Annotated in this window: 24 protein-coding genes; 6 read left to right on the forward strand and 18 right to left on the reverse strand. The window is 41.0% G+C overall.

All coding sequences use genetic code 11. From position 1 onward, the window contains the following. Window positions 1-67: 67 nt before the first annotated feature. Window positions 68-1,231: a voltage-gated potassium channel protein gene (gene kch, locus VRUMOI_RS09240; protein ID WP_089140530.1), complete on the reverse strand. Its 1,164-nt coding sequence runs from the start codon at window positions 1,229-1,231 to the stop codon at window positions 68-70. A gap of 153 nt (window positions 1,232-1,384) precedes the next feature. On the opposite strand from kch, the gene VRUMOI_RS09245 reads away from it, so the two are divergent. Further along, complete coding sequence (locus tag VRUMOI_RS09245; protein WP_089140529.1) at window positions 1,385-1,588, forward strand: YaeP family protein; 204 nt, start codon at window positions 1,385-1,387, stop codon at window positions 1,586-1,588. 26 nt (window positions 1,589-1,614) lie between these two features. After that, complete coding sequence (locus VRUMOI_RS09250) at window positions 1,615-1,803, forward strand: DUF4250 domain-containing protein (protein ID WP_089140528.1); 189 nt, start codon at window positions 1,615-1,617, stop codon at window positions 1,801-1,803. 190 nt (window positions 1,804-1,993) lie between these two features. Here the strand turns inward: VRUMOI_RS09250 and VRUMOI_RS09255 are convergent, their stop codons facing one another. From VRUMOI_RS09255 to VRUMOI_RS09270, 4 genes are all read right to left on the reverse strand, one after another. Beyond that, window positions 1,994-2,983, reverse strand: coding sequence for a Solitary outer membrane autotransporter beta-barrel domain (locus VRUMOI_RS09255; RefSeq protein WP_089140527.1), 990 nt, complete (start codon window positions 2,981-2,983; stop codon window positions 1,994-1,996). A 39-nt stretch (window positions 2,984-3,022) separates the two neighbouring features. Then, on the reverse strand, window positions 3,023-4,012 hold the full coding sequence (locus tag VRUMOI_RS09260; RefSeq protein ID WP_162598358.1) for a surface lipoprotein assembly modifier: 990 nt from the start codon (window positions 4,010-4,012) through the stop codon (window positions 3,023-3,025). Window positions 4,013-4,267: 255 nt separating this feature from the next. Next, window positions 4,268-5,020, reverse strand: a complete 753-nt coding sequence (locus VRUMOI_RS09265) for a DUF2884 family protein (protein ID WP_089140525.1) — start codon at window positions 5,018-5,020, stop codon at window positions 4,268-4,270. Between the two features lie 105 nt (window positions 5,021-5,125). Then, window positions 5,126-5,611 (reverse strand): GreA/GreB family elongation factor, encoded by a 486-nt coding sequence (locus tag VRUMOI_RS09270; protein WP_089140524.1) that lies wholly within the window; start codon window positions 5,609-5,611, stop codon window positions 5,126-5,128. Window positions 5,612-5,712: 101 nt separating this feature from the next. On the opposite strand from VRUMOI_RS09270, the gene VRUMOI_RS09275 reads away from it, so the two are divergent. Further along, window positions 5,713-7,683: a RecQ family ATP-dependent DNA helicase gene (locus VRUMOI_RS09275; protein WP_394607275.1), complete on the forward strand. Its 1,971-nt coding sequence runs from the start codon at window positions 5,713-5,715 to the stop codon at window positions 7,681-7,683. Between the two features lie 100 nt (window positions 7,684-7,783). Here VRUMOI_RS09275 and VRUMOI_RS09280 read toward each other — a convergent pair whose 3' ends face one another. The 3 genes from VRUMOI_RS09280 to purL all read right to left on the reverse strand — a co-directional run bounded on the left by VRUMOI_RS09280 (window position 7,784) and on the right by purL (window position 12,999). After that, entirely contained in the window at window positions 7,784-8,011 is a 228-nt protein-coding gene (locus VRUMOI_RS09280) for a DUF3622 domain-containing protein (RefSeq protein WP_089140522.1), read from the reverse strand. A gap of 120 nt (window positions 8,012-8,131) precedes the next feature. Further along, window positions 8,132-8,731, reverse strand: a complete 600-nt coding sequence (locus VRUMOI_RS09285; RefSeq protein WP_089140521.1) for a YceI family protein — start codon at window positions 8,729-8,731, stop codon at window positions 8,132-8,134. Between the two features lie 356 nt (window positions 8,732-9,087). Continuing rightward, complete coding sequence (gene purL / locus VRUMOI_RS09290; RefSeq protein WP_089140520.1) at window positions 9,088-12,999, reverse strand: phosphoribosylformylglycinamidine synthase; 3,912 nt, start codon at window positions 12,997-12,999, stop codon at window positions 9,088-9,090. Between the two features lie 326 nt (window positions 13,000-13,325). Between purL and mltF the strand changes: the two genes are divergently transcribed. Both mltF and VRUMOI_RS19365 read left to right on the forward strand, forming a co-directional pair. Next, window positions 13,326-14,831: a membrane-bound lytic murein transglycosylase MltF gene (mltF, locus tag VRUMOI_RS09295; protein ID WP_269459981.1), complete on the forward strand. Its 1,506-nt coding sequence runs from the start codon at window positions 13,326-13,328 to the stop codon at window positions 14,829-14,831. A 249-nt stretch (window positions 14,832-15,080) separates the two neighbouring features. Further along, window positions 15,081-15,218, forward strand: coding sequence for a hypothetical protein (locus VRUMOI_RS19365; RefSeq protein ID WP_174208801.1), 138 nt, complete (start codon window positions 15,081-15,083; stop codon window positions 15,216-15,218). Window positions 15,219-15,294: 76 nt separating this feature from the next. On the opposite strand, the gene tadA is transcribed toward VRUMOI_RS19365, so the two are convergent. The 6 genes from tadA to VRUMOI_RS09325 all read right to left on the reverse strand — a co-directional run bounded on the left by tadA (window position 15,295) and on the right by VRUMOI_RS09325 (window position 20,172). Further along, on the reverse strand, window positions 15,295-15,852 hold the full coding sequence (gene tadA, locus VRUMOI_RS09300) for a tRNA adenosine(34) deaminase TadA (protein WP_089140518.1): 558 nt from the start codon (window positions 15,850-15,852) through the stop codon (window positions 15,295-15,297). Between the two features lie 79 nt (window positions 15,853-15,931). Then, a complete protein-coding gene (locus tag VRUMOI_RS09305) occupies window positions 15,932-17,233 on the reverse strand; it encodes a hypothetical protein (RefSeq protein WP_089140517.1) in 1,302 nt (433 codons plus the stop codon). Between the two features lie 112 nt (window positions 17,234-17,345). Next, a complete protein-coding gene (locus VRUMOI_RS09310) occupies window positions 17,346-17,744 on the reverse strand; it encodes a type IV pilus modification PilV family protein (RefSeq protein ID WP_089140516.1) in 399 nt (132 codons plus the stop codon). Continuing rightward, window positions 17,734-19,065, reverse strand: coding sequence for a hypothetical protein (locus VRUMOI_RS09315; RefSeq protein WP_089140515.1), 1,332 nt, complete (start codon window positions 19,063-19,065; stop codon window positions 17,734-17,736). Before VRUMOI_RS09315 ends, VRUMOI_RS09310 begins: the two co-directional genes overlap by 11 nt. Next, entirely contained in the window at window positions 19,065-19,658 is a 594-nt protein-coding gene (locus tag VRUMOI_RS09320; RefSeq protein WP_089140514.1) for a hypothetical protein, read from the reverse strand. Before VRUMOI_RS09320 ends, VRUMOI_RS09315 begins: the two co-directional genes overlap by 1 nt. Then, a complete protein-coding gene (locus VRUMOI_RS09325) occupies window positions 19,636-20,172 on the reverse strand; it encodes a GspH/FimT family pseudopilin (RefSeq protein WP_089140513.1) in 537 nt (178 codons plus the stop codon). The genes VRUMOI_RS09320 and VRUMOI_RS09325 overlap by 23 nt, the downstream gene beginning before the upstream one ends. 102 nt (window positions 20,173-20,274) lie before the next feature. On the opposite strand from VRUMOI_RS09325, the gene VRUMOI_RS19595 reads away from it, so the two are divergent. Beyond that, window positions 20,275-20,739: a type IV pilin protein gene (locus VRUMOI_RS19595; RefSeq protein ID WP_089140512.1), complete on the forward strand. Its 465-nt coding sequence runs from the start codon at window positions 20,275-20,277 to the stop codon at window positions 20,737-20,739. A gap of 228 nt (window positions 20,740-20,967) precedes the next feature. Here the strand turns inward: VRUMOI_RS19595 and dnaJ are convergent, their stop codons facing one another. The 4 genes from dnaJ to grpE all read right to left on the reverse strand — a co-directional run bounded on the left by dnaJ (window position 20,968) and on the right by grpE (window position 26,447). Then, the gene (gene dnaJ / locus VRUMOI_RS09335; RefSeq protein ID WP_089140511.1) at window positions 20,968-22,104 is read right to left on the reverse strand and encodes a molecular chaperone DnaJ; all 1,137 of its coding nucleotides are present in this window, start codon (window positions 22,102-22,104) and stop codon (window positions 20,968-20,970) included. A 309-nt stretch (window positions 22,105-22,413) separates the two neighbouring features. Beyond that, window positions 22,414-24,324, reverse strand: a complete 1,911-nt coding sequence (gene dnaK, locus VRUMOI_RS09340; protein ID WP_089140510.1) for a molecular chaperone DnaK — start codon at window positions 24,322-24,324, stop codon at window positions 22,414-22,416. A gap of 309 nt (window positions 24,325-24,633) precedes the next feature. Continuing rightward, on the reverse strand, window positions 24,634-25,665 hold the full coding sequence (gene mgrA / locus VRUMOI_RS09345; protein WP_089140509.1) for an L-glyceraldehyde 3-phosphate reductase: 1,032 nt from the start codon (window positions 25,663-25,665) through the stop codon (window positions 24,634-24,636). 158 nt (window positions 25,666-25,823) lie between these two features. Then, on the reverse strand, window positions 25,824-26,447 hold the full coding sequence (gene grpE, locus VRUMOI_RS09350; RefSeq protein WP_089140508.1) for a nucleotide exchange factor GrpE: 624 nt from the start codon (window positions 26,445-26,447) through the stop codon (window positions 25,824-25,826). Window positions 26,448-26,593: the final 146 nt, after the last annotated feature.

Here is a 26,593-nt window from a genome sequence, read left to right on the forward strand (position 1 = left end):
TTGTATCAATCAAAACGCTCTAATTGCTCAATCTAATTTAACTTATCAAATCGATACGGAATTGGCTTTAAGTATTCTCACCAAAAAATAACCGAGTGATGAGATCATTATCAATCGTCTCACCTTTTAGCGTTCGCACAAGTAATTCACTGCCTAATAATTGCAGTGAAAATACAACATCAGGTTTCACTCGCTTCACTTGAGAGATATGCTTACTTGAGTTTACCAATGCTATAGTTTTTGTATTCGCTCCTCCAACTTCTTTGGCTGCTAATACACTAAATGCGTTTTCTGCATCATCATTTCTTAATGCCATAACATATTTGGCTTTTTGAGCACCAGCTTCAATGAGTATATTTGATGACGAGGATTCACCAATCACAATATCAGCGTCATGAGGATATTCATGCTCACAATCAGCAGGGACAACGACCGTCACTGCTTCCCCTCTCTCAGTTAACCCAGCATAAACACTGTGTGCCGTTGGCGACACACCTAAAATAATATAATGATTTTTTCTCATCACGTTTGATATCCTGCCTTTAACAATTCTTTTTAAATTCCCTCCAATCACAGGGCCGATAATAGCACTGATTGAAGTAGCAAATACGGTAATTCCCATGACAATAATAGAGGCAGTAAATAACCTTGCTGTTGAGGTGATAGGATAAAGATCGCCATACCCAACCGTTGACATACTGACAATTGAGAAATAAAACGCCGTCGGTAAATCCATGATAGGTGAGCTAAACTGCTCTCCAAGATATAACGTTCCAAAAACCGCGTAGAGCATTAAAGCGCCAGTGCTCGTCAAGGCAAATAGACTACCAGCCGCAATACTAGAGCTATCAAATGTCTTCCAATATATAAGCAGTAATACAGAAACAACGAGGGAATAAGATAAGAGTAATAGGCCGGCACTGTCTGATAATATATTGATCGTACAAACAACCGCTAATAAGATCAGAGAAAATGTCCAAGCAAGCCTAGCTTTTAACGCTAAACCTATCGACATGATAATAAGGCCGCCTCCAAGAACCACACGAGGTAGCTGAGTAATACCAATTATATCAATAAAACCGGACCAATCATCAGCTAAATGTCCAAAGCTTGGAATGATGGAAAAGCTGTGTAGAATGACGGGTTCAATAAACCAGTAGCCATTCAGTGCGACCAAAATAGCCAGTAACCAAGCTGGGTTATATAATTTAAGTAACTTACATTTAAGCATTCCGATTTTCAAACCCAATAACAACACAAAAACAAAGGATAACACTGACTATTTATAAGTGAAATAATATCCAGTAGGAATTTTGAGTCTTTTCTTTCCACTCATTCCCAAAAACATTAATCTAGTGACATCATCCCCCATTAGGAATATTACGTGAAAATTTATGACTGCTGTGATTTAGTCCGTGAGCTTTATGCTCAAATTGGTAGTGGCGATCAAGGTTACATTCCTCAAGCCATTACTTGTGCGGTAAAAACATTTAATGACATCGCTGCCGATGAGAGCTTGCCAAAGCAAACACGTGAGCGAGCGGCCTTTGCTGCCGCGAATTTATTAATTTCAGACTTTGAAGACTAAGAAATATTAGCTGCCGGAGAATAACCATGAATTTAGCGAATTTTGAAAGTATGGATCCCGTGATGCTAATGAGTATTATCAATATGAAACTGCGCGATGAGTATGGTGACTTAGATAACCTAGTCAAGGCGTTTGATATTGATAAGCAAGCGTTGATAAACAAGCTGTCTAGTGCTGGCTTTGATTACCTACCAGATGTGAAACAATTTAGATAATCATAACCCCTCATCAATAAAAGCCGTAATAACCATCAAGTCTTCTCTTGAAATTGAGTATTACTGTTATGCGGCTTTTTGTCAGATACACGACGATCATCTTCACTGATTAACGCTCTTTCTTAGCCCCTCTTATTGATACATTTATCCGATAAACCTTACCTAAGTATAAGCTCTTATTAAACAACCTTTAGCCTTGAAAAGGGTTGATATAAAAAAGTAAACTCCCGCCTCTTAATGAACTACCATAATTAAAGTTAACCCCTATGCCGACCGTATCAATAAAGTCCCAACCGAATATATTGGCCCAAGTAATTCCAACTCCGGCTTCATAATAAGAGTTGGTTTGTAAAATACTGGTCGCATCATGACCAATATCAATACGTTTCAAACTGGTGTACAACGCTGGTTTAAACTGCTCAAAACTGGCAAGATCATATTCAATTTGAACACCATTACTCACTCGCCAACCTTCAGGAGAGCCATAAGCTCCTTCATCGATCTTATCCCAGTTAACTCCCGTAAAGTAATGCCATTGGCTCATCAAAGCCCAACGCCCCCACTCAGTATCGACGTTATAATGAAATTCAATATAAGGCTCAATTAAGGTTGACCACACCGACATATTAGAGAAAGTCCGATCTAGCTCTGGCTGGATTTGTTGTGATTCTGGACTTCGAAAATTATAGTCGTTGTTGGCATACATTAAATACGAACCAACGCCATAAGCAAGTGTCCACTTATCGGTAAGCGAATATTCCAAAGTATAAGCAAGGTAAGCAGAATACACTTCCTGCTTGAGATGATCGGCTGGAACATTTTCAACTAAATTGATATTTTCACTGTATGAAAAATAACTGAATTTAAGCGTTATTTGATTTTGAAAATCTGGATGAGCGCCAGCCATATTAAAGTGTAAAGGCAGGTTATAAACGGATATTTTTTTACGCTCATTTAACGCGTCTTGAGTCCCTAGGTTTTCATTTTCTCTTTTAAAAACCTCATTGGGATTAAAGCTTTTTATCCCTAATGAAATAAGATCACTATCCGACAAAATTACAGCGGAAGCTAACAACTCTTCATAGTAGTTCTTCCCCGCATCCCTCAGTTCATCAGCCCCCCCCACTGAAGACATCCCTAAGGATAAAGCTAAAGTTACTATCGATGAAGTCCATTTCATCCAATGAGTCCTTAATTGCTTAGCATCACGATAACAGCACTAAAAGACATAGCGGATTCCACTCGCCAATATCAAATTACTGCTTTGATAGAAATCCAAGTTCGATACTTTCTCTGTATAGCCTCCCATGATAGAAACCCCAACACCATGCCAATCAAAAATATTGTCATAACTATACGTTACTATTACCCCAACAATATCGTCCTCACGTGTTTCCATGAAAATAGGATGCTTATCAGAAAATTTGGCATATTGATATTTAAAACTTGCCGTTAAAGTCGCACTATCAAACTGTTGAACAACCGCTAGCTGACCTGTATAAGTATCGGATGATACGGCATCACCTTTGGCATCCTGCTTTAAATAACCGAGGGAACTTCTGAGGAATAATTTTTCCGTCAGCGGGGTTAAATAAGAGAGCTCGGTATAATAAATATAACCATCTCTATCTAGTTGAGATTGAATATCTCGATTGTATTGGCTGGCACTAAGCTCATCTTCCAACTTACGCTGGCCAACGGCTACCTCTAGACCCAACCCCGTCCCCAAAATTTCTTGATACTGAAACCGCCCGCCAACAATCCGCTGATCCGTTTCTTGTCGTTTGCTGCCCACTAAAAAAGGATCTTCCCAAGTTGTTGAACTTAATAAACCGGGAATATAAGAAATTTTAAACGTACCAATTTGTTGAACATGCTTCGCATAGCCAATGGCAAAATGAGGTTTCCCTAGTGCAATATCGGCATTACTAGTCCCGAGAAAGAGTTGATTATTGCCGCCTTTAAAAGTGTAATTAAATTGGCTTGCGGCAATTGGAAAAATAAATGCCTCTGTCTTGGTTTCAGCTTTATCGTCTAATGAGTCAAGCTTATCACTGCCAGAATCGGCTTGAGAATCTGATTGACTAACCCCAAACAATAGCATCGCAGTACCAGAAAAACCTTCCTCCCACTTACCTTTAGTTTCTGCTCCACTGACCATTGATGAAGACAATAGCAGCATCAGGCCCGTGTAGTGTCGTCTTTTCATATCCATTCCTTAAATACTTAAAAATTCAAACGACTTAAACTCAATAATTTAAGTTTAAGTCGTTTGAATCTATCCCGCTAATCCTTTGGCTAACCTAAATAAAAGTTATAACTGAGTTGCTTATAAACTACAAATAGAATACCCGATCACATCTATTAATTTGCTTATCAAGTCTCATAAAAAAACCAACTAACCTTAGCTAGTTGGCTGTTATCAAGCAATTGAAAATCATAACATAGACGTGAATGCAGTAAGTTAGATCACAAACACTTCATAGCCTTTTAATTCAGGTACTTGTTGACGAAGCGCTTCTTCATCTTTTGCGATATCTTTCAAATCAACACAGTAATCGTTGGCTTCTTTTTGTAATTCTACTGACTGAGATTGTAGTTTTGTTTGCACTTTTGTTTTTAAATCAATTAATTGATTTTGTAATTCACTTAAATTAACACTGCCATCGGCTTTCATTTTTTCCGATAATACAGCAAAAGCGCTAGAGAAAAACTCACCATTAAAACGTTGCATCGCGGCGGCTGAATCCGCCTTCCAATTGGCAATGGCTTCGCTTACTGCATCTTTTTTTAGGACCCATTCGCCATTATTGTAATAACGAGATTCAATGTCGGCATAGAAATCATTCATAGATGTTTTCAAATTATTGAAAGAATTAGGGTCGTTAAACGATTTACTCACATCATCAATCACTTCATTAGCTAATTCGACACCTTGATCTGCAATGTCTTTAGCTTTCGGCACATAAGTACTGACTTTCTCACGATACGTTGCGACTGCTTGCTGCTGCATTTGGTTTAAATCAAATTTCTTACCGTTAATGAATAATTGGTTATTTTGGTCAATAACCACCTTTGGCTCACCTTGTTGATAAACCGATACAACGTTATCTTTAAGGTGTAGCTCATTATTGATATTAATATCACATTGAGGGGTCTGCGCTAGAACAGAAAAAGAGGACAATACAAGAGTGGTAGCCAGTAGCGTTTTTTTCATTTAGGTTGCCTCATTAGAGATGAGTAAATACAGTTATATATGAGAAACAATAGCAAGATTCTTCCTTCTAACGTCAGTAATAAGTGAAATTATTCACCATCTCAATCAAAATAATGTAACTACTTCATAATACTTTGGCTTTCCACTGATGGTTAACTCGCACTCATCTCCTACAAATTTATTTTTAAGTGCACGCCCTAAAGGAGAATCGAGTGTAATCATTTGAACTGTAAGCCCATTAAAATCAAGGCTAAGCCCCCCCGCAACCGGACTAACAAAAAACCATTTATTGCGATCTAACTCTTCGTCATACAATTCAAGTAATGCTCCTAAATTTACCCCATCATCTTGAGAAAACGCTTTTATCGGTAGCGTCTTAAAGGTATGAATATCCTGCAAGCACTGTTGTACTCTTTGCGCTTGTCCATGGGCCAAGTACGCGGCTTCCAAACTTAATGTATCGTACTTATGTTCGGGTATGTTTTGCTTATCGGTTGCGGCACTGATCGCGGTTTGTGTCGCTTGGTGAGCCACATCATGGATATCTATCAGAGCTTTTATGATCGCCTGATGTAAATATTCTTTATTCATAGAAAAGCTCGATATCCTTTTTCATTAATCTTTTTAAATGCGCTAAGATGCGTCTTCGTTTATCGATATATCGCATTATTTCTCAAGAGTAGATGGATTTTATGAGCCCGATTCAACAAGCCCTAAAAGATTACTTTGGTTTTGACAACCTTCGCGGTGGTCAACAAAAAGTCATTGATACGATTTTATCGGGCCAGTCTGCAGCCGCCATCTTTCCCACAGGCTCTGGCAAATCATTATGCTATCAGCTTCCAGCAATATTATTACCTCATCTTACTCTGGTTATCTCCCCATTATTGGCCTTAATGAAAGATCAACTTGAATTTTTACATAGTAAAGGTATTGCCGCGGCATCAGTTGATTCAAGCCAAGATAGAGAAACGACCAACCGCATTATGCAACAAGTTCGTAATGGCGAGATAAAAGTTTTAATGATTTCAGTTGAACGCCTTAAGAATGAACGTTTTCGCCAGTTTATTTCGCAAGTGCCGATTTCAATGTTAGTCGTAGATGAAGCGCATTGTATTTCTGAATGGGGGCATAATTTCCGTCCTGATTATCTCAAGCTCCCCTTTTATTGCCAAAGCTTAAATATTCCTCAAGTACTACTACTGACCGCAACGGCGACGCCATCTGTCATTGATGACATGAGCCGTAAGTTCAATATTGAAAAGCAAAACATCACCATTACTGGCTTCTATCGTCCCAATTTAGATCTCAACGTTCTTCCTTGCGAGGATGATGAAAAGCCACAAGTATTAGTCGATCTATTATGCACTCAAGCAAACTTACCGACGATTGTTTATGTCACGCTGCAACACACTGCCGAACAAGTTGCTAAGCATTTGCAATATCATGGGCTAAATGCTTTGGCTTATCATGCGGGACTAGATTCCGATATACGTCAAAATATTCAACAGCAATTTATGAGCGGTGCTGTGCCTTGTATTGTAGCTACGATCGCATTTGGTATGGGAATAGATAAATCGGATATACGCCGTGTCGTTCACTACGATTTACCGAAATCAATTGAAAACTATTCACAAGAAATAGGCCGTGCAGGTAGAGATGGCAAGCAATCCCACTGTACCGTTCTGGCGAATAAATCGGGTATCAATGTTCTAGAAAACTTTGTTTATGGAGATACGCCCGATCCTCAATCCATTCTATCGGTACTTGAATCAATCTTTGATGATCAAAGTGCTTCCGGTCAATGGGAGGTGATGCTGACTCGCTTATCTCGCGATTCAAATATCCGCCAGTTACCGCTAAAAACACTGCTGGTCTATTTAGAGCTGCAACAGGTCATTCAAGCTAAATATAGCTACTTTGCCGATTATCGTTTTAAGCATCGAGTCAGTGAGAATGAGATTTTGTCACGGTTTCCTGAGCATGGTCAACATGCCGAAAGACGTCAATTCATCCAAGCGATTTTCAGTTGTTCAAAAATCGCTAAGACATGGCGCAGTGTTGACTTTGACGCACTTTGGATGAACTATCAAGCCGACCGCTCCCGTGTCATAGCCGCTTTAGACTACTTTCATGAACAAGGTTTAATTGAGTTAGAAAGTAAGCAGATTACCGATGTCTATCAAGTATTAGATAACCCAGAAATCCCACATGATCATCAAGTGATCGCACAAGAGCTGTCTCAGCTATTTCAGCAAAAAGAACATGGTGATCTAAACCGAATACAAACCCTGATTAATTTATTTGAAAGCCCGTCATGCTTGAGCTCTAAGCTTGCCAGTTACTTTTTAGATCATGATGTTCCAAATGCTTGTGGGCACTGTAGTGTTTGTCGGGACAAAATTGCGGTTCTCCCTTCTCCCTATTTGGAGGACGTTGATATTGATAAGGTATCGCACTGGCTTAAGCCCTACAGACAAGCGTTTTCTAATCATGATAAGCCTCAACAATGGCGCTTAACATTAGAAGCTCAGACGCGATTTCTGTGTGGAATTGCAACGCCACTCAGCACTCAACTCAAAGCGAGTAAAATGGATGGGTATGGAAAATTAGAACACTATCCATTTGCTCAGGTAAAGCGGTGGGTCGAAAGCTGCGCTTAACATGAATCTGGTCATAAACTCAGCATAAAAAAACGGCTACTGTACGTAGCCGTTTGATGTTGTAAGTTAGCTGAACTGCTTTCAGATAACACAAATAAGATTACTCTTCGTTTTTTCGCTTACTAGCAGAACGTCGCTTATTACGCTCAGATTGAATCTTTTGGAACTCAACTAATTCTTTTTCTGCCCACTCTTTAGCTTCCGCTTCTGTAGCGAAACCAAGTTGACGTTTAGAAACTACCGTTCTACGTGAAGTAATTTGGCGAACAATTTCTGCCGCCCACCCGTTACGCTTCTCGATTAATTGAAAGTCGTACTTTTTACTCATAATACTCTTTTGACCTTTCCTACCTCAAACAAGGAAACATTCGCTCTGACATAGGAATAAATTAGGTGCGCATTAGAGCATAAATCCACTTAAAAAGATGTAATTATTCTTGCAACAAAATCACTCCGGTTGGAAGACAAATTGAGCCGTCACCGGAATACTGGTTGCAATTGAATCTAGCTTCGCCACATCTTGTAATGCTTTCACCCCTTCACCAAGATCAAATGTATTGATATCAATCACAATAGGCTCTAGCGTATTCACTTGGAATGCTCCATCACTCAACGCAGAAACTGACACTTTAGTATCAATTTGTTGTTGATGATCATGCAAAGAAAGATCAATCTTCAGTGGCATTGTTTTAATGTCCCCCACTTTCATGGTATTCAGTGCTTTTAAATCAACTTGCGCACTTAAGCTCGCTTCAGGGTAATTAACAACGTTAAACAACATATCTTTGATTCGTTCATCACGAATTTCAATATGAGTATTCACACTAGCCAGATCAATATCAACGACCGCCATCCCCTGTTCGTTCATCATACCGCTGATAGTACGGAAGCTGTGAACCTCAGTAATGGCGCTATTTTTAACGGTGATAAAATGTAACTCGGATTGTAAAGGGTCCAAGTGCCATGATGCTAAGGTTTGTTGTGAAAAGATAATCCCAGACGCCAATATGACTATTTTTGAGAAAACCTTGCCAACGGACGTTTTCATACAGCCTTTCCTATTATTAAATAAAACTTCTTATCCGTTAGTTTATGATTATTTTGTAAAAGTTAAGTACTAACAATGTCAGAACATTATTAATTTTATGACAATATAAAAAAACGGCCACCGAAGTGACCGCTTGGTTCTTATGTTTTTCCTAGAAACTAGGGACTCGCTACCTAGTCTCCTTAACCTATATGCTTACGTGCATTGCGGAACATACGCATCCATGGGCTATCTTCTGACCCTGCACCTCAAGGAATAAGGTCTGGGTGCCAAGAGTTCGCGACCGTTCTAAATACACGTTCAGGTTCTGTTGGTTAGGCGCATCATGATGCTTTTAGATACGCCTACCAATTTCATTAGCCTATATGCTTGCGTGCATTGCGGAACATACGCATCCATGGGCTATCTTCACTCCAATCCTCTGGGTGCCAAGAGTTCGCGACCGTACGGAAAACACGCTCAGGGTGCGGCATCATGATGCTCACACGTCCATCTTGCGTTGTTAGACCAGTAATCGCATTTGGTGAGCCGTTCGGGTTATTTGGATATTGTTGAGTTGGATTACCCATATTATCTACATAACGCAACGTTACCGTACCTGAATCTTCAATCGCTTGTAGATGCTGATTATCACGAACCTCTACACGACCTTCACCGTGTGAAACCGCGATTGGCATACGAGAACCAGCCATGCCATTAAAGAAAGCGGATTGTGATTCTTGTACTTCCACTAAACTAAAGCGTGCTTCAAAGCGCTCAGATTCATTGCGCACGAAACGTGGCCATAAATCGGCACCAGGAATTAAATCGCGTAGATTAGATAGCATCTGACAGCCATTACACACCCCGAGAGAAATCGTATCTTGGCGTTCAAAGAAGCTTGCAAACTGCTCACGAGCATTATCATTAAACAAAATAGACTTCGCCCAACCTTCACCAGCACCTAATACGTCACCGTAAGAGAATCCCCCACAAGCCACTAAGCCTTGGTATTCTTCTAGTGCTGCTTGACCGGTAAGAATATCGCTCATGTGGATATCGGTCGCTTCAAAGCCTGCACGATCAAACGCAGCGGCCATTTCAACATGCGAGTTCACGCCTTGCTCACGCAAAATTGCCATTTTAGGTTTCGCGCCTTTATTGATCATAGAAGCGGCAATATAAGGAGCAGCCACATCTTCATTAATATCAAAGCTTAATTTTACGTTCAGACCAGGGTCGCTGTTATCAGCTTTCGCGGCATGCTCTTGATCGGCACACGCAGGGTTATCACGCATCGCTTGCATTTTATGGGTCGTTTCTGCCCAGATAGTACGAAGCTCGGTACGATTACGTTCAAGGACGACCGTGTTACCTGAACTAATGCGAACGGTATCGGATGCTTCAACCGAACCAATGACATGCGAACAAGAGGCTAATCCATTGTCTGCTAACACAGCTTGAACTGCTTCCAGTTCATCATTACGAACCTGAATCACCGCACCTAGTTCTTCATTGAACAATGTAGCTAACGCATCTTCACCTAAATTAGCAATATCTGCATTGATACCGCAGTGGCCAGCAAACGCCATCTCAGCAAGCGTGACAAATAAACCACCATCGCCTTTATCGTGGTAAGCCAGAAGCTTATTCTCACGAACGAGTGCTTGCATGCCAAGGTAGAAACCTTTTAATTGTTCAGCGTTATCCACATCAGCAGGTTTGTCACCTAATTGCTTGTAAACTTGCGCCAGCGCGGTTGCACCCATACGGTTTTTGCCATTACCTAAATCAATCAGAACTAGGCTCGTCTCGCCTTTATTCGTTTGAAGTTGTGGGGTAACAGTTTTACGAACATCTTCTACGCGAGCAAAGGCAGTGATCACCAATGACAATGGCGAAGTCACTTCACGCTCTTCACCATCTTGTTGCCATTTGGTCTTCATTGACATCGAGTCTTTACCCACAGGGATCGTTAGGCCTAGTGCCGGACAAAGCTCTTCACCAACCGCTTTCACCGCTTCATATAGACCGGCATCTTCACCAGGATGACCCGCTGGAGACATCCAGTTTGCAGACAGTTTTATATGCTTAATATCGCCAATATCGGTCGCGGCGATGTTAGTGATCGACTCACCGACCGCTAAACGCGCAGATGCGCCAAAATCAAGTAATGCAACGGGGGTTCGCTCACCAAGAGACATCGCCTCACCATGATACGAGTCGTAGCTTGCTGCCGTCACTGCGCAGTTTGCAACCGGTACCTGCCAAGGACCAACCATTTGGTCACGGGCCACAAGACCGGTTACGCTGCGGTCGCCAATAGTGATAAGGAACGTTTTTTCTGCCACCGTTGGTAAACGTAATACGCGATCTACTGCTTCATTCAGCTCAATGCCACTGCGATCAATCGCTGGGTTATTGGCTTTTAACGTTTTCGCATCGCGGTGCATTTTCGGCGTTTTACCAAGTAGCACATCCATAGGCATATCGATTGGCGTATTGTCAAAATGTGAATCTTCCAGTTTCAATTCACGCTCTTCTGTTGCAACACCGACTACCGCATAAGGGGCACGTTCACGCTTACAAATCGCATCAAACACGTCCATATTTTCTGGCGCAACCGCCATAACATAGCGTTCTTGCGATTCATTACACCAGATCTCTAATGGGCTCATTCCAGGCTCATCATTGGGTACATCGCGTAATTGGAAAATACCGCCGCGTTCACCATCATCGACCAATTCAGGCAATGCGTTTGAAATGCCACCTGCGCCCACATCGTGAATAAAGGCAATTGGGTTGGCATCACCTAGCTGCCAACAACGGTCGATCACTTCTTGACAACGACGCTCCATTTCTGGGTTTTCACGTTGCACTGAAGCAAAATCTAAATCTTCGGCTGATTGACCAGAAGCCATTGAAGAAGCCGCGCCACCACCTAGGCCGATGTTCATGGCAGGACCACCTAAAACGATAAGGCTTGCTCCTACTGGAATTTCTTTTTTCTGAACATGCTCATCACGGATGTTCCCCATACCACCAGCCAGCATAATTGGCTTATGGTAACCACGGATTTCTTCACCGTTGTGTGAGTTCACTTTCTCTTCGTAAGTACGGAAGTAACCCAATAAGTTAGGACGACCAAATTCGTTGTTAAATGCCGCGCCACCTAGTGGACCTTCGAGCATAATATCCAACGCGGTTACGATACGGCTTGGCTTACCAAAATCGGTTTCCCAAGGCTGTACAAAATTTGGAATTTTAAGGTTAGACACAGAGAAACCAACTAGGCCGGCTTTTGGTTTACCGCCAATACCCGTCGCGCCTTCATCACGAATCTCACCACCCGAACCAGTTGAAGCACCCGGCCAAGGAGAAATCGCCGTTGGGTGGTTATGAGTCTCAACTTTCATCAAGATATGTGCTTGCTCTTGATGGTAACCATATTGACGTGTTTTCGGATCAGGGAAGAAACGTCCAACCGTTGAGCCAGTCATGACCGCCGCATTATCTTTATAAGCAGATAACACATTATCAGGCGTCACTTCATACGTATTTTTGATCATCTTGAATAGAGATTTTTCTTGCTCTACCCCATCAATCGTCCAACCGGCATTAAAGATTTTATGGCGACAATGCTCAGAGTTCGCTTGAGCAAACATCATTAATTCAATATCCGTTGGGTTACGCTTTAATTTTTCAGTAAAGCTTTCAACTAGATATTCAATTTCTTCTTCTGCCAGCGCTAAGCCCAGTGAAACGTTTGCTTCTTCAAGTGCAACTCGGCCACCAGAAAGTAAATCCACTTCGGTTAACGGTGCAGGTTCTGCGACTTGGAATAAAGCTTCGGCTTCTCCAAAGTCAGTGAAGACAACTTCCATCATGCGATCATGCAATAACGCTTTCAGCTCAACGAGTTGTAATTCAGAGAGCTCAACCGAAGATTCAATGTAATACGCACTGCCGCGCTCAAGACGTTTAATTTTGTCTAAGCCACAATTATGAGCAATGTCCGTTGCTTTCGATGACCAAGGTGAAATGGTACCTGGGCGAGGAGTAGTGAGAAGTAACAAACCTTGAGGCTCGTGGTCCTCAATCGTTGGACCATACGTAAGCAACTTTTCGAGCTTTTCCAACTCTTGTGTATCTAATTCAGAAGTGAGGTCTGCAAAATGCGTAAATTCAGCATAGATGCCAGACACAGGTAGATTCAATTCACGACACAGCTCTAAAAGCTTGTTGACACGAAACTCGGATAAAGCGGGGGAACCACGCAAAATTCTCATGTGCTTAGGTCTCTTTAGCAGTTGTTAAAAAAGAAAAGTGATATTGAAATCAGTTCAAAAAAGCGTTCTATCAGTATTAACACAAAAGCTGATTTCAATTTCACCTTATCCTTTTGCGGCGTATTATAGAGTAAATTCCATGCCGACGTAACACCAAAAGCAACCGTTTGCGTGTTTTTTTAAATAAAAATTTTTCACTTTAAAATCTTGACGTAAATTTCCTCAGCAGCAAACCAGTTCTAGCAGATAAATCCCTCGGAATTTTGCTGATATCGCTACCTTTTGGTATAAAGTAACTATTAATGGCTTTGTGAGATTTTCTTTTGATAAAACTTTGTTCTCATTTCCAATATAAGCGATTGGTTTTTATGTTGTTTATCCTAATTGGAATAACCGCATGTAAGCCAGATAGCAAATCAATGACTGATATAGAAAAGATCCAAGAACGCGGTGTTTTACGGGTGGGTACTTTAAATAATCAGCTTTCCTATTTTATCGGTTCAGAGGGACCAACTGGGCTAGAATATGAGCTAGCAAAACAGTTTGCAGATGAATTAGGTGTAAAACTTGAAATTAAGCCTGTCTATCACCTAACCGGATTACTTCCGGCTTTAGAAAACCACGAAGTAGACATCGTGGCTGCAGGCTTAAGTCATACTCCTGACCGCTTAAAAAAATTTAATGCAGGCCCTGCTTATTATTATGTAAGCCAACAAGTGATTTATAAGAAAGGCACTTGGCGCCCAAGAAATTTGCAGCAATTGATTGATAAAAAAGCTGAACTTCATGTCGTTAAAGGTTCTCAGTACGAATATACATTAACGCAATTAAGTAAAATTCATCCTGATTTAAAATGGAAAGCGACGGCGACTGAAGATAATACTGATTTATTAAAAGATGTATCAGAAGGTAAAATTGATTTCACTGTCGTTGATTCTGTCTCACTTTCTATCACACAAAGACTTCACCCTAATCTCGCTTTAGCATTTGAATTAACAGAAGATCAACCGATCTCTTGGTTCATTCGTAAAACCGATGATGACTCTTTATATGCATTAGTGTTGGAATTTTTTGGCAACTTTAACCAATCAGGAAAACTGGCGATCTTAGAAGAAAAATATTTCGGTCATATCCAAAGTTTTGATTATGTGGATACCAGAGCCTTTATTCGCTCTTTAGATACCAAGCTTCCCCAATATAAAAAATTATTCCAAACGTACTCAAAAGAATTTGATTGGCGCCTGATTGCTGCGCTCTCTTATCAAGAGTCACACTGGAACCCTCACGCCACATCTCCAACAGGGGTTAGAGGGATGATGATGTTAACCCAGTCCACGGCAAAAATGGTTGGGGTGCGAGATCGCCTTAATCCATCAGAATCCATTCGCGGTGGGGTTGAATACTTAAGGCGAGTCACACAACGTATCCCAGATTCAATTCCAGAGTACGAGAAAATCTGGTTTGCTCTTGCCTCTTATAACGTAGGTTATGGGCATGTTATGGATGCAAGACGTATTACTCTTCATGAAAATGCCAACCCAGACTCATGGGCTGACGTAAAAGAACGACTGCCGAAATTAAGAATCCCTGGTTATTATAAATATACTCGTTATGGGTTTGCTCGTGGCGATGAGGCAAAAAATTACGTTGAAAACATACGCCGTTACTACCAGACAATTATCGGTTATGAATCGGAAAATCAGATGTTAAGCCCAAATGGTGACACTGATGATTTTCAGGTTATTCCAGCAACAGTAAGCAATGCCGATACAAGTAACGTCGATGAACAAGTCGAGCCACACGCATCAGATGACGCCAGTACAGATAAATAAACTAAAGCGACCATAAACGCATAAATAAAGAGACTCAACGAATAAGGTTCAATACTTAGTTCATCAAGTATTGAGCCTTTTTATCATTTATATGATGCTTTGGCGCTAAATGTCTAAAAGGGTGATTTAGGCAAAGAAAAATGATTAGCTGGAAAAAATAAACTGTGCTACAAATGTCATTGTTACGTCATAAAAGAACGATATAAAAAGATCAATAAAATCGCAGATAAACATTAAGGAGGCATCATTATGTTCTCTAAAAAGAAAACCATGAACCGGCTTGTTCGAAATAAAGCCAATAACACTCGTAGAAAACGTATGCTTGCAAACAATAAGAAACAGGTATTATGGCGTCACCGCTCTTATGTATTCTGGTCTGAAGTTTAATTGCAAAAGTAATACGAAACACAAATAAGTAAATCTATCGACAAACAACTGATTGAGCCTTGTTTGTCGATAAGCATCATTCTCCAGGATCCTTTTCTTCTGGTTTAACCTTCAAATTTTTCAACTTTCTTGCTTGTTTTATTTCTTTACGGCGACGCTTAAAAAAAGCCTGTAACTGATGACGACACTCTTCTTCCAATAAACCACCTTCTACTTGAGCGTAGTGATAAGAAGCCTGACTTTCGAACAAATTTAAAACTGTTCCAGCCGCTCCTGCTTTTAAGTCATAAGCGCCGAAAACAATGCGACCGACTCGGCTATGTAATAAAGCCCCCGCACACATTGGGCAAGGCTCGAGAGTGACATATAATGTGGTATCTAAAAGACGATAATTTTGTAACGTTTGTCCTGCTTTCCGCAGTGTAACAATTTCAGCATGTGCCGTTGCATCATGCCCACAAATTGAAGCATTCCAACCTTCAGCAATGATCTTGCCCTCTTTGACGAGTATCGCTCCCACAGGCACTTCACCATGCTCTTCCGCGATACCGGCAAGTTGCATAGCGCGCTGCATAAACACTTTGTCTTGCTCACTAAAAGTAACTTGAGGCTTATCCTCACTATCTAAACACATGTCAGTTAACTCACAGGTTACATAATCTAGCCGGATTATACCTGATCACATTTAAGATAGAGACTCGATTTATTGCACATTAAAAATCTCGCCATGATCCTTTAACCCAACGGGGTGGTGTCGTCCCTAATACCGCATCAATCACATCTTCGTTATAGCTAAAATTTAATGAATCATGGAACAATGCTAATTGACCATCCATATCGAGAAATTGCCCCCCAGTGAAATTAAATGAACCTCGCTGAAAATAAGCAGCGGTATTAGCTGGAGCATAATTATTTCCATAGGCTTTCTTCAACTGGTGATCAAAAACCGTTACACCAGGGCTATTTAAATAATCGTTAGCCTCCAAACCAACCCAATCTGCGGCACTAGGTTGAAATCCATCGTTTAATTGGAATAGTACTCCTTTAAAATTACCACTACCGTTTAAAGAAAAGACGCCATTATGAACGAATAATAATACGCCATCTGTCAGTTGGCTGGTTTGCGTCATACCTGATAAATTCGCTCCCGATATTTCACACGAGCCTTCCATCCAAATATGTGTATGACCGAGATCCACTAATTCTTTTACCTTTTGACCGCAATCAGTAATTCTTGCAGAAGAGCTTCCGGCTACAGCAGCATCTCCATTCAAAATAACAAAATCATATTTAGGGTTATCTCTCACTTGTGTCCAATTATCTTTTGAGACTTCAAACATCGATTCAAATGGATTTAAATTTGAATCTTGCATCAAATCTTGTTCTTGATGGTTACTCGACGCTGATTGAGTATCATATCCTTCTGCACAATCCTTCCCATTATTATCAAAGCCAACATAAGGTGCTTCAATAGTATCACCTACTCCTTGGTTAGTTATCCCTGCTCCTGGCGAAAACACCCCCTTATAGCGAACCGCTACACACTCCCAGCCATCCTCAGTTTCCATTCCAGGGTCGGGAGGACTTATGGTTGTTGAAGCTTGAGTAAAAAGGTCAGCAGTGGATTGAATGGCTCCGGCTAAACGATTATTACTAAAATCCATGACTTTCTGCACTATCGGTTGGGTACCTCCATCGACAGGTTGTAGAGAATATTTTTTATTCCCTACCGATACCACTTGAATACCATTTAAGTTTAAAGGTTGTTGGCAATCTGCTTTTAGATAATCGGCTTGAGTAAACTGAGTACGACTTCTGTCTTGTTGCGCTTTAGTAAATGCGCACTCAATAGCACCTTCACCAGCCCATTGATTTTGGCGGGAAAGAATTTCATTTTGCGCACGCTTAGCTTGAAAGAATGTTGATTTGTAACCCGCGAGAGATAACGTCAAAGCAGCAACTAAAATCAAAGCCGTAAAAAGGAGGCCCACAGCCCCCTTCTGATATCTCATCATTGCAATTCCTTTGCATTAATTATTATTTTTAAAACAAAGAAATTTTAATTGATAAATTGGTTATTTAAATTAATTTGAGACAGTTGTTGATAGTTACAACAATAAATTCGAGTCAGTTATCAAATTCATTGTATTTAGAGATCATAGTTTTCAGTGCAACAGATTGTCGCTCATTCCAGCGGTTATTCCAGCCTGTTTCTATATTGATCGTTTTTAAAGCTCCCGACAACGAATCAGTCACAATCCATTGAGAAGTGTAAACTCCAGAAACACTAGAACCACTTGAAATAGAAGCAAACGTTATTGTCCCATCTGCGCCACTTACTGAGCGAGTACGAAATAGTTCTAATTGGGCCTCAGCCAAGTGAAGTGCTTTAATGCAATTTTCAGCGTAATCCGCCTGCCTTTCCATATAGGTTTGTAACTTGATTAACCCCATAATGCCGACGATAAGAATGATAAAAGTAATCAACACTTCAATTAAGCTAAAGCCTTGTTGTTTAGAAATCATTCCATGATCCTTTTAGCCATTTGGGTTTAAGTAATTGACCAAGTGGGTTTTCTATTTTTGATTTATTGTATGAAAACTTTATACTTCCTTGAAATACTGCCAGCTGATCTGGCGCATCAATAACTACAAGTCCATCCGGTATATATGATCCGCTAAGGTACATAACTGGTACCTCTCCAATATCGGAATAAGTCGAGTTTGCCCAAGTATTCCCTGTTAGCCCATCCCATTGAGTAAGGCTTGGTGCCGCAGAGTTTGTATATAACTGGTACAAAACACCATTAAATGGAACACTTCCTTCAGAAGATAATAATCCATTATATACAACAACAATTATTCCTTCTCTTCCTGTCGAAATATCAGCAAGGCTTATCTTACTACCTAACCCTAAATCACAGTCTCCATTTACCCAAATCAGCTTCTTACCTGCGTCTATAGATGCTGCTATGTTTTTATCACACTGACAATCAGATGGGTTGATAACACTTGTACCATTACTATAAAAATCACATCGGCCACCGCTAATTACTTCGAACTCATCTTTAATAGAATCTAGCTCGGCAAGTGGAGCACCAAAAAGATCTTCAAATGGCTGGAAATTTCTTTCAAAGACATAATCACCTTGAAATTCTACCTCTTCGGGCAAGCTATCACTCGCGCTATCCAAGTTATCTTTTTCTTCATATAACTGCTTAGTTACGCTGACAGTTCTAACGTTTGTCTTAAAGTTAGAATCACATTCTACGTTAACCATGCTCGGTGTTTGAATTGATTGTGTATCTAATAAGCTTTCAGGAGTGTTTGGGGCTAGATATAAACTCTTCGAATATTTTACACTCACACATGATGGTTTTCCCGATTCCTTCATATCTAGAGGCTGAGGGTTAAAAGAATATGAGCCGATAAAATACACATCAGCATTAGCAGATAAAGCCCCCATAGCCCCGACACTAGGGACTCGTATTATTTTAATGACTTTATATCCATTCTCATTGGATTCAACTCTATAAAGATTAGATGAGCCCTGTCTAACAACTGCAATGCTAGTAGGTTGATCGCATTCTGAGTAAGCAATGGTTGTTGGTAATACCGAAGAGTTATCTGAAACCTTCGCCATCACACATTCTAATCTTCCCTCACCCTTCCAGTGTAGTTGCCTAGCCTCAATCTCATTTTGCGCACGCTTAGTTTGAAAGAAGACACCTTTATAACTCGTCAATGAAAGAACCAACACACTCGCAAGTAGCAGTACTGCCACCAATAATGTTACAGCTCCTCTTTGTTTTGAAAGTAAGGAGGTAAAGTTAGGATGATTCAACATTACTTCCAGTTCCTTTGTTTGATCTGCGTAGTTAATGTTTGGGGATGAGTACCATCAAGCAGAGAAGCGGTGAGTGATAAGGTAATAAAAGCAGAACTAACCGTACTGCCTAATGGAGCTTCACTAACATTAAACGCATCGACCGTTAATCTATGCTGATCTAATAAAGACTGTACTGGTGTACATGTAGTCAAAATAGGACTGGCTTCTGTATTTTCGCAAATTTTAAGTTTGGAATCGTCTAAAGCAAAAGTCACTTGAGTGTATTGGCCATCGGGTTTCTTATAGGTATAGGCCAGACTCGAAGACGATGTGCTGATAACATTCGTCGCGCCAGATAGCATTAATGAGGCCCCCTGCGAACCATTAAATCCCGCTCGTTGTGCATCTTCTTTTATATAACGAAGTGCTTCGTTAATTCCTTGAATAACCAATAAACGCTGGGTTCGTTCTGTCGCCAGTTTTTGTCCTGAAAGAAAAACGCTCCCAATGGCAATAATGGCAACAATACTAATTGCCGAAGCCACCATCATTTCAACGAGGGAAACGCCTAATTGTTTGTGACGCAAATTAAACACAGGATGGATAGCCATAAAACGCTCCTCCGTCACCACAAATTCGTATGCGACCAGTGATACTACTAAACACCAATTTGAGCGGCTTATTGGCGTCAACAAAAAAAGATAGATTTGAAGATTGGACAGGCTTACCATTCACTGGCTCAAATTCGAGAATTGAAAGCAAAGTGGTTGCATTTGCCATTGGAAAATTCACCGTTATATTTTTGAAGGGTGAACCATCTAAATAGACCAAAGCACCTGATTGTGCAGAAGAAAGTGACGTTGCTGGGGTTGATGTCGACTTTGTGGCTATCCCCCACTCACCACTGTACGCTGACCCGATCTTCACAAAATTGAGATACACGGGCTGATTTCTCAATACAGCCTCTGATTTCGTCTGAACAAAAAAGCCTTGCAGTTCTTCGGCTAACCTTTGCATTTTCGCTCTTTCATTCATCCCGCTAAACGATGGTACTGCTGCCGCTAGCAAAACCGCTAGCACGACTAATGAAATCAGCATTTCTATTAGCGTAAACCCTCGAGCCATTCCCCAAAATCCTCTGCAACTAGTTACATCTTGATATTTCAACTTGCAGTGATGCTAGCACTTATCAAAAATGGCATAAGTCTCTAACAGGAAGTAATAGAAATGATTCGAATAAATCGATGCAAGAAAAACAGCAGAAGACAAAAAGGAATGACATTGATCGAATTATTGATCGCTCTAGCCATTCTTGGTGTTTTGACCGCCATCGCCTACCCTAGTTATCAAGAGCATGTGCTGAAAAGTCACCGGGCTTCTGTCATGTCCGATATGATGAAAATTCAATTAGAGCTTGAGCAGCATCGTACCCAAAGTGGCAGTTATGATTATACGGTTGTCGATAATACTGCGGGGACGTGTAACTCTCGTTTAGGCTGCCAAACCGATACTGACCGCTATAAATTGTCTATCACTTCCGGTGCAAGTGGCATTGACCTTTATGTGATTAAAGCCACACCACAATCAACTTTGGGACAGGATAAAGACAAATGCGGCACACTAGAGATGAATGCAGGTTCAGTAGGAAGTGCCAAAAAAGGTGGAGTTAATGTGGATAGATGCTGGAATTGAGATGCGTTACTCGAATCTCGGACGCTGCGCTGCTCGTTTTTCGAAAAAGAATAAAAGCATCGCCTGAAAAATATATCTGTCAATAGTTGCTCTTAGTCTCTTCACGTTACTAAAAATCGCTCTTTACCGAGCAACGAGCAATGAAACGCCCGAACACCGAGAGTCGTAAACCAACAAAGCCCCTACTATCGCTAGCAAGGGCTTTGTTATTCATATCAAAGTTGACGATTAACTCGTTAAATCATCAAAAAACTTCTTTACGCCATTGAAGAAACCATCCGATTTGGGCTTATGCTTTTGGCTCGCTTCTTTTCCACCAAAAGAATCTTCCAATTCACGCAATAGTTCTTTCTGACGAGAACTTAATTTCACCGGTGTTTCCACTACCAGCTTACAAATTAAGTCACCCGTCGCACCACCGCGTACTGATTTCACACCCTTGCCGCGCATACGGAACATGCGACCAGTCTGCATCTCAGCAGGCACTTTAAGCTTAAAGCGACCATCCAATGTTGGAACTTCAACTTCACCGCCCAATGCCGCTAAAGTAAAGCTTACTGGTACTTCACAATGTAAGTTATTACCGTCACGCTCAAAGATATGATGATCTTTCAAATGGACTTGTACATATAAATCGCCAGCAGGAGCACCACGCTCTCCAGCTTCGCCTTCACCATTTAAACGAATGCGATCACCGGTATCGACACCTGCCGGAATTTTAACATTTAATGTTTTGCTCTTATTCTTACGGCCTTCGCCATGACACGCACCGCATGGATCTTTAATGATTTGACCACGACCATTACAGGTAGGACACGTTTGTTGTACAGCAAAAAAGCCCTGACGCATTTGAACTTGGCCATGTCCATGACAAGTACCACAAGTTTGCGAGCTAGACCCAGCTTTGGCACCACTACCATCACACACTTCACACTCAGTTAGTGTCGAAATGTTAATCTCTTTTTCGCAGCCTCGAACCGCTTCTTCAAGAGACAGCTCCATGTTGTAGCGTAAATCGGCACCACGTTGGGCGCGCTGTTGACCACCGCGACGGCCGCCGCCAAAGATATCGCCGAAGACATCACCAAACATGTCTTCAAAGCCGCCGCCTCCACCGAAGCCACCGCCGCCCATGCCACCTTGTTCAAAGGCAGCATGGCCGTACTGATCGTAAGCTTGCTTTTTCTGTGGGTCAGTTAAAACTTCATACGCTTCTTTAACTTCTTTAAATTTGTCAGATGCATCCGCTTCCTGGTTGCGATCTGGGTGATATTTCATCGCAAGACGTTTATACGCCTTTTTAATATCGCGCTCTGATGCATCACGGCTGACACCTAATACTTCATAAAGATCACGTTTTGACATGCTCAGTTCACCAATTTCTTTTAACCAACAAGCACAGCTTATCGGTGTATGTTTTAACTATAAAAAAGCTATATCTAGCTAGATAATCCGATATACCCCTAAACACCCGCCCTTTCATTGCAAACTGATGCGAAGTAGAAGTGATTATCTAGCAGGACAAGGCGCTCATTTTTCGTTTGCCTTCAGATATTTGACGACTAACAGATCGAAAATTGCGGGCGTGAGAGACAAACTCTAAACGCCCGCAGTTTCGTATCATTCGCTCTTTAATCAATAAAGAGCGACAGACTTAACAATAATCAACGCGGATTATTTTTTGTCTTCGTCTTTAACTTCTTCAAACTCAGCGTCAACAACATCATCTTCAGGTTTAGCTTGCTCGCCACCTTCAGCTTGCTGTGATTGTGCTTTTTGCTGAGCAATTTCCATCAGTTTTTGAGCTGCTGTTGCTAACTCTTGAACTTTCGCATCGATCGCTTCTTTGTCGTCGCCAGATTTAACACGCTCTAGCTCGCCAATTGCTTTTTCGATGTTTACTTTGTCTTCTTCAGGAAGTGCATCACCAGCTTCTTCCACTTGCTTACGAGTACCGTGAATCATTTGGTCAGCTTGGTTACGAGTCGTTACTAACTCTTCGAACTTTTTGTCCGCTTCTTTGTTAGCTTCGGCTTCTTGTACCATTTTTTCGATTTCTTCGTCGGTTAAGCCACCATTCGCTTGAATCGTGATTTTTTGCTCTTTACCGGTCGTTTTATCTTTCGCTGACACATTCAAGATACCATCTGCATCCAAATCGAAAGTTACTTCAATTTGAGGCATACCACGTGGTGCAGGGTTAATGCCTTCTAGGTTAAATTGACCTAGAGACTTATTGTAAGACGCTTGCTTACGCTCACCTTGCAATACGTGAATCGTTACTGCACTTTGGTTGTCTTCTGCTGTTGAGAATACTTGATTCGCTTTAGTTGGAATCGTTGTGTTTTTCTCAATCAGTTTCGTCATTACACCACCCATCGTTTCGATACCGAAAGATAGAGGCGTCACGTCTAGTAGAAGTACGTCTTTCACGTCACCCGCAAGAACACCACCTTGAACGGCAGCACCAATTGCCACTGCTTCATCAGGGTTCACGTCTTTACGCGCTTCTTTACCAAAGAATTCAGCAACTTTCTTCTGAACCATAGGCATACGAGTTTGACCACCCACTAGGATAACGTCAGTAATCTCACTTACTGATAGGTCAGCATCCGCAAGCGCAACTTTTAATGGCTCAAGTGAACGTTGAACTAGGTCTTCAACTAGAGATTCTAGTTTAGAACGCGTTACTTTTACGTTCATGTGCTTAGGACCAGTCGCATCTGCCGTTACGTATGGTAAGTTCACGTCTGTTTGTTGTGCAGAAGATAGTTCAATCTTCGCTTTCTCAGCCGCTTCTTTCACACGCTGCATCGCTAGTGGATCTTTCTTAAGATCGATGCCTTGCTCATTTTTAAACTCAGATACTAAGTAGTTGATTAGGCGCGTATCAAAGTCTTCACCACCTAGGTGTGTATCACCGTTAGTAGAAAGAACTTCGAATGTTTTCTCGCCTTCAACTTCATCAATTTCGATAATAGAGATATCGAATGTACCACCACCAAGGTCGTAAACAGCAATAGTGCGGTCGCCACCTTTCTTATCAAGACCATAAGCAAGCGCTGCTGCTGTTGGTTCGTTGATAATACGTTTCACTTCAAGACCTGCGATACGACCAGCATCTTTTGTTGCTTGACGTTGAGCATCGTTGAAGTATGCAGGAACCGTAATAACGGCTGCGGTTACTTCTTCACCAAGGAAATCCTCAGCGGTTTTTTTCATTTTTTTCAAGATTTCAGCAGAAACTTGAGGAGCCGCCATTTTTTGGCCTTTCGCTTCAACCCAAGCATCACCGTTATCTGCCTTAACAATTTTATAAGGCATGATTTCGATATCACGTTGAACTTCTTCGTCTTCAAAACGACGACCGATCAAACGTTTGATTGCGAACAATGTGTTTTCAGGGTTAGTTACCGCTTGGCGTTTTGCAGGTTGACCTACTAATGTTTCGCCATCTGTGTAAGCTACTACTGATGCTGTTGTGCGTTCGCCTTCAGCATTTTCAATTACGCGTGGTTTGTCGCCGTCTAGTACCGCAACACATGAGTTAGTTGTACCTAAATCAATACCAATGATTCTACCCATTTGACATTCTCCAAAGAATTTCAGTTATTCAGTTTTTGCTATATCCAGCTATTTTATAACAAATAGATGGGGGCTCAGAATTGGGATTCAACCCTGTAAGCTAATTTGTTTTGCATTTCGCATTACGTGTTTCTGTATGCTCAATAGATAAGGGCACTAAAATGCTTTTCAAGGGTAAAAATAAAAAAATTAACGTCTTTCTCCTTATTTCAAAACAATTAGGTCAATAAAAAAGCTGCCCCATGGAAGAGACAGCTTGATTATTCACCCACTAATAAGCGACTAGCTTCGTATGAAGAAGTTATTTGACTACGTTTGTGAAGATTTAGCCCATAGGTTGATGGCTTCATCTTGTGCATACAAATCAATCTCATCTAGCTCTTGTTGAGTAAAATCCAAATGATGAATCGCACCGGCACAATCTAAGACCTGTGATGCTTTTGAAGCACCAATTAATGCAGTGGTGATACCTTCATTGCGCAGTACCCAAGAAATAGCCATCTGAGCAAGCGTTTGTCCACGTCGTTGGGCAATATTATTAAGGGCTTTAATTTTTTCAATCGCGTTCTCGGTCAGCATATTTTGTTGCAACGACTTACCTTGAGTGGCTCGACTGCCTTCTGGAATACCATTGAGGTATTTCGTGGTCAACATCCCCTGAGCTAAAGGACTAAATGCAATAGAACCGACGCCTAATTCTTTTAACGTCTCTTTTAGGCCATCCGTTTCAACCCAGCGATTCAACATACTGTAACTTGGCTGATGAATTAAGCACGGCGTTCCAAGATCATTTAAAATCTCAACCGCCTTACGTGTACATTCCGAGTTATATGAAGAAATCCCAACATATAAAGCTCGACCAGATTTAACGATATGATCAAGTGCACCCATCGTTTCTTCTAATGGGGTATTAGGATCAAAACGATGCGAGTAAAAAATATCAACATAATCAATCTCCATGCGTTTTAACGATTGATCACATGAAGAAATTAAATATTTACGTGACCCCCACTCTCCATAAGGGCCATCCCACATGTGGTAGCCCGCTTTCGTCGAAATGACCAATTCATCGCGTAAACCTAAAAAGTCTGTTTTTAAAATTTGACCAAAAGCGCGCTCTGCACTGCCCGGCTCTGGGCCGTAATTATTGGCTAAATCAAAATGCGTAATGCCGTTATCAAACGCGGTTTGGCAAATTTCGCGCTTATTTTGATGGCTAGTATCATCACCAAAGTTATGCCACAAACCTAAAGAAACCGCAGGCAAAAGTAACCCAGATTGACCACAACGGCGGTATTTCATTTTTTGATAGCGATCATCGGCAGGAATATAACGACTCATATAAGCTCCTAAAACGAAAAAAGTGTAGAGAACATTATTCCCTACACTTTCATAATCATTCGTTATCAGACTAAGCCGTTACCCAAAAATTTTGAAAGTGATCACTTTTCTTCTGTCAAAAGGTGATCTTTCTAACAAACTTCCAGGCTTTTATGACGTTATTTAGCAACCATAACCATGGCAGGACGAATGACTCGACCATTTAATTGATAGCCTTTTTGCATCACGATCATTACCGTATTAGATTCATGATCTGGGCTTTCTTGAATGCCAATCGCTTGGTGCAATTCAGGGTTAAATGCTTCACCTTCAGGGTTAATGGCCTCTAAACCAAATTTAGCCACCGTATCTACGAAAGATTTGTGGGTCATATCAACACCTTCAAGAATCGGCTTAACGGCTTCATCTTCAGGGTTAGCAGCTTGTAATGCGCGCTCTAGGTTATCGATAACCGGTAATAATTCTTCGGCAAATTTATTCAATGCATACTTACGAGCTTTATCAATTTCTTGTTCAGAACGACGACGCATGTTTTCAACTTCAGCTTTTGCACGTAATACCGAATCTTGCTGCTCTTTTACCTGCGCTTCCGCAGCATGCAAAGCGGCTTCTAATTCGATAACTCTTGAAGCTTCTTGTTCAATCTGCTCAATTTCTTCATTCCAATCAAGGTCACCTTCGCCACCAATTGTTTGGGCATCATCTTGAACAAGCTCTTGCTCAACTTGTACTTCTTCAGCTTTAAGCTCTTCATCTTGCGGTTTGTTATGTTCTGTAGTCATGATATCTCCAAGAATATATTCAACACTATACGTTTGTCCCACCGAAATAGGCACAAAATACTCGCATAGTCGTTCCACTTGCCTCTATACCCAAGTGACCTCAAGATGCAGATTCAGAGCATTCATCCAAGCTTTTACTCAAGGAA

This window comes from Vibrio rumoiensis (assembly GCF_002218045.2).
GTDB lineage: Bacteria > Pseudomonadota > Gammaproteobacteria > Enterobacterales > Vibrionaceae > Vibrio > Vibrio rumoiensis.